Origin of the sequence: Clostridium sp. SHJSY1 (assembly GCF_031626875.1) — a bacterium.
Classification (GTDB): Bacteria; Bacillota; Clostridia; order Clostridiales; family Clostridiaceae; genus Clostridium.
In genome coordinates this window covers 1-4,244 of the sequence record NZ_JANDMF010000097.1, presented here as the reverse complement: position 1 = coordinate 4,244, position 4,244 = coordinate 1, and the positions used below count along the sequence as shown (strand labels likewise).

General features: G+C 27.6%; 3 protein-coding genes. 2 read left to right on the top strand and 1 reads right to left on the bottom strand.

Going from position 1 to position 4,244, the window contains the following annotated elements:
* Window positions 1–1,102: hypothetical protein (locus NNC19_RS23185; protein WP_310941060.1), on the top strand; the 1,102-nt coding region annotated here is incomplete at its 5' end.
* Window positions 1,103–1,145: 43 nt separating this feature from the next.
* Here the strand turns inward: NNC19_RS23185 and NNC19_RS23180 are convergent.
* A complete protein-coding gene (locus tag NNC19_RS23180; protein ID WP_310941059.1) occupies window positions 1,146–2,453 on the bottom strand; it encodes a ferric reductase-like transmembrane domain-containing protein in 1,308 nt (435 codons plus the stop codon).
* Between the two features lie 252 nt (window positions 2,454–2,705).
* On the opposite strand from NNC19_RS23180, the gene NNC19_RS23175 reads away from it, so the two are divergent.
* Window positions 2,706–3,932 (top strand): right-handed parallel beta-helix repeat-containing protein, encoded by a 1,227-nt coding sequence (locus NNC19_RS23175; protein WP_310941058.1) that lies wholly within the window; start codon window positions 2,706–2,708, stop codon window positions 3,930–3,932.
* Window positions 3,933–4,244: the final 312 nt, after the last annotated feature.

Below are 4,244 nucleotides of genomic sequence, written 5' to 3'. Positions count from 1 at the left end.
TGGAGAAACAACGGATTTAGTTCCCAAAGAAGAGTTATTAGAAGAAGGAATAGAAACAAAGAAGAATGTATTGAAAGATAAAAAGAATATTCAAATTTTGATTATAATAATAATTGTTGTAGGCTTATTTAGTATTTATAAGTTTTTATACAGTAAGTATAATACTAGAATTATACTAGAACAATATTGCAACTATTTAGTTAATAAGGATTATGAGAATGCCTATAAAATGCTTTATAATACTGATAATGATTTTATGAGTGAAGAAATGTTTGAAAAATCACTTAAAGATGTAGATTTTAGTGGATACAGCATAAAGGAATATAGTAAAAGAGATAACAAAGATGAAAAGATAGAAATAAATGACACTACATATGAAATACAAGTTAATGGATTTACTTATATTGCAGAAGTTTCACCAAAAGGAAGTAAGAATCCCATATTAAAAGATTATAAAATTAATGCAAAAAATTTAGCAATTAAGGATTGGAATTTTACTGTACCAAAGGGGACAGAGATTTTTGTAAATGACAAAAAGGTTAATGGGATTATTGAGACATCTATTGATACAAGTCATGTTCCTGTGGAGTTTTCCATCAAATATGAACCGGAATCTGAAACATATAAAATAGGTGGTATGTTTAAAGGTAAGTGCAATATAACTTTTAAGTTAGATAGTACTGAAGATATAGTTAAAAATGATGTACAAGCGGGATATCAAATAAGCAAAGTGAGTTTAAATTTCAAACAAAAGAAGGAACTTACAGAAGAATTAACAAATCAAACTAAAAAATTTTTAGAGGCTTATTATAATAAAACTGACATGACAGATCTCATAATTAGTAACAGTGACATAATTGAAAAAGTTAGAGCTCAAGAAAATTTGTATAATTCAACAGGGAAAAGTATTAATATGAAAGATGATATAGTTTTACAAAATACAGCTATAGATGATAATGCACATGCTTCAATATGTTTTATGTTTACAGAAAATTATACATCAACATATTATAATGGAAGTAGAACTGTTAGTAAGGTAAAAACAATATATTTTAAAAAGGAAAATCACAAATGGCTTGTATGCACTACAAACTTATTTTAAAAAGCGCTGGAAGTTTTGACTTCCAGTACTATTTTTATTTAAACTAAAAATATTCATAGTGAAATTCCTTAATTTTAAATATAGATTTATCTAATCCTTTTTCTATTTTTTTTCTCATAACAGTTGGACCACAAAAATAAAAATCATATTCATCATTCCTATTTAAATATTTTTCTATTTCTTCTGCGGATAAAAATCCACTTATTGAACTATCATAAAGATGAATTTTAAAGTTACTATTTTGATTTAAGCTTTTTAATTCATCTATATATGCACCTTCTTCTTGATTATTGTAAGCATAAAACAAATCAATTGTAAAATCTTTTGAAATTCCTTTCTGCCAAAAAGCTCTAAAGGGAGTTATACCAATCCCTCCAGCAATCCATACTTGATGTTTGGATTCTGCTTCATAATTAAATTTTCCAAATGGTCCTGAGACTGCTATTCTATCACCTATAACTAAGTTGTTTCTTAAATTTTCTGTGTGGTCACCTAAAGATTTAATTGTAAATTGTATTTCATCATCTTTAAATGCTTGAGACATAGTAAAAGGATGAGAAGGAAATAATCCTTTTTTATTAATAACTTTCATAAAGGCAAATTGACCAGGTTTATATTTCATAGATTTATCTTTAGAAATACCTGTTATTTCTAATGTATCCTTTGCCACTTCTCGAATATCAGTTATGGTATAGCTGTATTTAAATGCAATCATTTCATAAATGAAAATACTATATATAGCAAACCATAAACCAGAAATATTTATTATATTCATCCATAAGCTGTAAGCAGTAAAGGAAAAGACATTGTAATCGGAACTTAAATAATAATGAGCAATACCAAAGGCATATGGAATTAAAAGTAGTTTGTGAAGTATTTTCCATTTTTCGTATTCAAGTTTAGCAGCTATTATAAAAAATATAACTAGTGCAATAAATGAATACATACTTATACTTCCTAATTGTTTACCTGAAAATAAAAAATTAAAAAAATTAGGATTTGAAGGTTCAGTAAATCCTTCAGGAGGAACAGCTCCTTTCATACGATCTTTCCCTGAAAATCCACCAATTTTTAGTGTTTGTGTATGAATCCAAATAAGTATAATTGAAATAACACTAATATATTTATGGTATATATAAGATTTATCAAGACCATTGAAAAGCGTATCAATTAGACTATGTCTAGTTGAAATGTAATTTATCCAAGTTAATGCTACCAATGATATTGAAGCTATAAATTGTGAATATTGTCTATAAGTTGAAACTTGTTTTGATGGAGTTTCAAATAACCAAAAAATATAAGTTATAAAAAAAGTAAATAGAATTAGAGAAAAAGCTGTGTACTTTTTCATTGTTTTCACATCCTTATCATTTATAGGAATTTAATTATATTATTACTTTGTTTTAATAAGTTTATGTATTATTTCCCTTATTTTAAGAAAAAACACATTTTACGAAATATTTTGACTATTTAAAGATAAATCTATTTATCTATTTGGTATTATATGAGAATATTTAATATAAGTAATTAATGGCCATTAAGTTACTCTTTTCTACTTACCAAAACTCTTATAATAAAAATTTGAAAGCTGGGGGATATATCTATGAATAATTTTGTAAAAAAACTCTTATTCGCATCTACAGTTTTTGGAATAAGCTGCTTAGCGTCAACAAATGCGTATGCAAAGGATTACTATATGTCGCCAATTGGTAGTGATAGTAATGCAGGGACTCAAGCGGCACCATTTGCAAGTCTTTCAAAAGCACAATCTTCTGCAACATCTGGCGATATCGTTTACATACTAGGGGGGACTTATAAAAATTTCAATATTGCAGCTACAGATGCAAACTATAATTATGTACATGAAATTAATAAAAGTGGAATTACTTATAGAGCATTTTCATCTAAAAGTAGACCTGTTTTTGATTTTTCAAATGTACCTACTGATAAACGTGTTGCAGCATTTCATATAGCAAAAGGCACATCAAATGTCACATTTCTAGCAATTGATGTAACTGGAGTAAAAGTTGGAAGTCAAAAACAATCTGAATGCTTTAGAATAGAAGGAAATGCAACATTTAATCAAGTATCTGCACATGATAATGAAGCTAATGGTTTCTATTTTGTTAATCATGGAACTGGATCTTGTATTAAATGTGACGCTTACAATAATATAGGACCAACTAGTACTTCAATTGGAAATACAGATGGTTTTGGTGCACATGGAGATGGAGTTACATTTCAATATTGTCGTTCATGGCACAATAGTGATGATGGATATGATTGTTTAACTTCAAATGGGCCAAATACTTTTGATCACTGCTGGGCTTACAATATGACTGCAGGGGGTGATTCAAATGGATTTAAAATAGGTGGATATGGAACTGGTACAGTACCTAGTAGTGTTCCTGTTCATACTGTTAAGTACTGTCTATCAGCAAATAATAATGCTCATGGTTTCTATGCCAATCATCAACCTGGGCAATCTGCAACTTGGACAAATAATACAGCTTATAACAATAAACATGGTAACTTTAATATGTTAGAACGTGTAAGTCAAACAGATGCTACTTATATACCAGGAACAAGAGAAATAGTTCATAAAAATATAGCTTTTACTGGAACAATTATAGAAGAATCTAATTTGCCATCTAAAAATGTAAGCAATAACTCATGGAATAAAAGTGGTGTCTCTGTAACATCTGGAGATTTCCAAAGTATAGATGCAAGTCAAATGACTGCAGCTAGAGGGGCAGATGGTGTTTTACCTGAAATTACATTTATGCATTTATCTAATGGAAGTGATCTTACTGGGTTGGGGTGTTTCTAATTTAAATAATTGACTAGGTGTCTATTAAAAAAATATCTTTATTATCTTAAAATTTGTATTTTACGAATTATTTTGAATACTTTAGGACAAGAATATTTATTTATGATGATTATTGTGAGAATATGTAACTAAAAGAGGTTTATTAAACATTAATTTGGTTTAATGAAATATATTTAGAGAAAGAAAAGATAAATTGTAAATAAATATTTATTGTTTTTACAAAAATCATATCTAATAGAGTAGTCACGAAAACTAATTTCTATAATTCTGATTTAATATAATTATTAGATTCAATTGAATATTTCAGTTATA

What these genes read in the sequence shown, in the direction of transcription:
- NNC19_RS23175 (WP_310941058.1), top strand. Translation starts at nt 2,706, where the DNA reads ATGAATAATTTTGTAAAAAAACTCTTATTCGCATCTACAGTTTTTGGA.
- NNC19_RS23180 (WP_310941059.1), bottom strand. Translation starts at nt 2,453, where the DNA reads ATGAAAAAGTACACAGCTTTTTCTCTAATTCTATTTACTTTTTTTATA.